Source organism: Marinimicrobium sp. UBA4509 (assembly GCF_002388575.1).
Lineage (GTDB): Bacteria > Pseudomonadota > Gammaproteobacteria > Pseudomonadales > Cellvibrionaceae > Marinimicrobium > Marinimicrobium koreense.
The window spans coordinates 19,316-22,342 of the sequence record NZ_DGMV01000078.1 but is presented as its reverse complement, the minus strand read 5'-3'; the positions used below and the strand labels follow the sequence as shown (position 1 = coordinate 22,342).

The 3,027-nt window shown below is 60.4% G+C and carries 4 protein-coding genes; all 4 read right to left on the bottom strand.

Going from position 1 to position 3,027, the window contains the following annotated elements; all coding sequences use genetic code 11:
- On the bottom strand, nucleotides 1-300 hold a 300-nt coding region (locus B3520_RS14470), incomplete at its 3' end, for a TonB-dependent receptor plug domain-containing protein (RefSeq protein ID WP_349678493.1).
- 196 nt (nucleotides 301-496) lie between these two features.
- Nucleotides 497-1,384, bottom strand: coding sequence for an FtsH protease activity modulator HflK (hflK, locus tag B3520_RS14465; RefSeq protein ID WP_286806316.1), 888 nt, complete (start codon nucleotides 1,382-1,384; stop codon nucleotides 497-499).
- A complete protein-coding gene (gene hflC / locus B3520_RS14460; protein ID WP_286806318.1) occupies nucleotides 1,381-2,271 on the bottom strand; it encodes a protease modulator HflC in 891 nt (296 codons plus the stop codon). The genes hflK and hflC overlap by 4 nt, the downstream gene beginning before the upstream one ends.
- Nucleotides 2,272-2,275: 4 nt before the next feature.
- Nucleotides 2,276-3,027, bottom strand: a 752-nt coding sequence (locus B3520_RS14455; protein WP_286876349.1) for an SPFH domain-containing protein, incomplete at its 5' end; no start/stop codon positions are given.

Here is a 3,027-nt window from a genome sequence, read left to right as displayed (position 1 = left end):
TCTGCCGGAGGAGGCGGCGCGGATGCCAATGTTCGGGCGCAGGCCATAACCCTCTTCTTCCTGCACATACACACCAGGCACGGTTTTCAGTACCTGATTGATATCGGTGACCACTTCAATCTGCATTTGCTGGGGCTCCACCACGGCGCTGGAGCCGGAGACTTCCCGGGCTTCCACCTGTGTACCGATGATTCGAACGGTCTCCAGTTTGGGCAGGCTGTTCAGCGCCAGATCCTGAGCAAGGGTGGGCGCTGAGAGGCTAGCAATGACGAGAGACAGAGCAGTAGAGCGTTTCAACATGAAGCTATCCTTCCGAATGATGGTGGTCTTCAGAGCGAGTCTGCCCTTGAGGGCGGATGCTGACCTTGATAATGGGTGTGGCTGCTAAAAATAATGAGATTGACTATCAGTTACTTTGGGGAAATCTATCATGAATAATAACAATTCTCAATAGTGATGGGTGAGAATAAGAGTGGGTCATGCGGGGGAGGGGGGCTCAGGGGGTGAGGACCGTGACCTGCATTTCCCCCAGCAGCGCTTCGAGGTGTTCCAGATAGAGGCGCTGGCGCGATAGGGCCGGCGCTTCCTGATGCGCCTGCCAGTTAGCGATAAAGCGCTCCTGGTATCCCCGGGCGCGCTCGAGGTTCTCTGTGGCCTGAGCCTGGGCGTTCGCCCGGAGCGCGCTGATGTCGCTGCGGGCTCTGGCCAATTGGGTGTTGCGCTCGCCGGCGCTCTCCTGGATCAATTTCTGTTTCTCGGAGCGCGCTCGGGCCACGTCGTCGAAGGCGGCCTTGATCGAGGGGGGCGGTTCCAGGCGGCGCAGCTGTACCGAGGTCACCCTCAGTCCCAGCGCCAGGGACTCGACGCTGCGTTGCAGGTCGAGTGTCAGTTGGTTCTGTAGTCGCGTGCGTCCCACGGTCAGTAGCGGGTCAATGGCGTGGGCGCCGATGTAGGCAATAGTATGGGCCCGGGTGAGCTCTTCGAGTAATGCTTCCGGCGCTTTGGCACTGTCCAAGTAACGCCCGGGGGAGCCGATGGTGTATTGCACTAACAGTGCCAGGTCCACCAGATCCTCGTCGCCGGTGGTCAGCTCCGGTTGCAGTTGAGGCGGCGCCGAGTTGGAAAAATCCAGTTCGAGGGTTCTCAGGGTTGTTGCCGGCACGGTGCGCACGGACTCCACCGGCCAGGGCCAATGGTAGTGCATGCCGGGAAGCACCTGGTCGTCGACCAGTTTTCCAAACCGCAAAATGACGCCGCGCTCTTCGGTGCCCACCGAATAAAACCCGCTGAGTACATACAACGCCGGCAAGAGCACTGCCAGGCCCGTGATCAGCAATGGGCGAATCTGTTGGAAAATATGGCGGATATCCTCGTGCAGGGTCACGGCTGGTCGAACTCCGGTGGGTTGAACAGTAAGTCGAACAGAGGGGACTCCGCCGAGAGTACCAGTCGGGTGTCCTCACCCAGAATCTGGTTGTAGGCTTCCAGGGTACGTATGAAGCGATAGTAATCGGCGTTGGTCTGATAGGCGTCGGCGTACCGCCGGGCCGCCTCGGCTTCGCTCTGCCCGATCAGCGCCTGGGCTTCGCGCTGCGCCTGGGCGCGCATCTGTCGGACCTCCCGCTCGGTCTCTGCGCGCAGCGTGGCGGCCTGCTCCTGTCCCTCGGCCCGATACTGACGGGCAATACGATCGCGCTCGGATTCCATACGCTTGTAAATGGCCAGCAGGTTCTGCTTGGGAAAGCCGAACCGGTTGGGGCGTACGGTCACCACCTCGATGCCCAGCTCCCGCTCGGCTATACGGTTGGCGGAGCGGCTAATCTGCTCGAACATCTCATTGAGCTGAAAGTCCTGCTCGTTGAGGGTAAAAATCTGAGTGATCGGCCGGGCCGCCAAAGCCGCGCCGATTTCCGAGCTGGCCAGGGTGGTCAGGCGCTGCTCGGCGGTGTCCATGCTGCGCAGGCTGGTCAGGAATTGGCCGGGATCGACAATGCGCCAGACCACAAAGGCACTGACCACCAGGTTGCGTCGGTCCAGGGTGACCAGTTCCGTCGGCTCAAGCGATAGCAGTTGTTGGCGCTTATCAAAGAACACGGCGGTTTCAATCGGATCGGGCCACTTGAAGGCCAACCCCGCCTGATGAATGGCCCGGGTGGGTTTACCGAATTGCGTGACCATGGCCATGTGCGTTTCCGGGACCACCAGCGCCGAGCTGATGCCCAAGTAACCCAGCAGAATGACCGCGGCGAGTGTCCAGAGCAGTTTTTGCACGGCGTTATTTCCTGTCGTCAGTCCCCAGTAGACTCTGGGGCCCCCAGAGTCTGATGTCGTCGGTGTCCAGGGCCGGGTCGGTCAACCACAGGCGACGGCCCCTGAGTGTGTCGGTGGTGTGTTGCAATTGCTGCTCGAAGCCGACCGCGCTGCTGTTCTCGCGGTATACCTCCGCCAGCGACAAGAAGCGTTCCACGTCGCCTTCGGCCTGCAGAATCCGCTCGTTGGCTTCCGCGCTCACCCGGGCTTTCTGTTGCGTGCGTTCGGCCTGGGCCATGAGTCGGTCGTGAATCTGTTGTGCTTCGGCACGGGTCTGATACTGGCGTTTTTCCTGCTCGGCATTGAGCAGATCGCGGTAGGCGCGTACCGCTACTGCCGGTGGCTGGGCCACCAATACCTGGGCGTCCACAACCTGAATGCCAATGCCGAGCGCCCGCAGTTGCCGTTGGGCCTCACTGGCAACCCGTTGGGCAAAATCGTGCTGGCCATGACTTAACAATTCAAAAAACAGGTGCCCGGCGGTTTCCTTCCACAGGGCCGCCTCGGTGGTTCGGGTGATCAGTGTCGGCAAGTCCTGGACCTGCAACGTCATCTGTGCCGGGTTTTCAATGCGGTAATGCAATGCGAATTGCAGGTCGATGAGATTCTCGTCTTGAGTGACCAGATAGTCGGTCACATCTTCATGAGCCTGCGGCGTTTTGATTTCCCGCCAAAGCGCTCCCTGGCGATCCTCTTTGGGCAAGGTGTGGCGGCTGC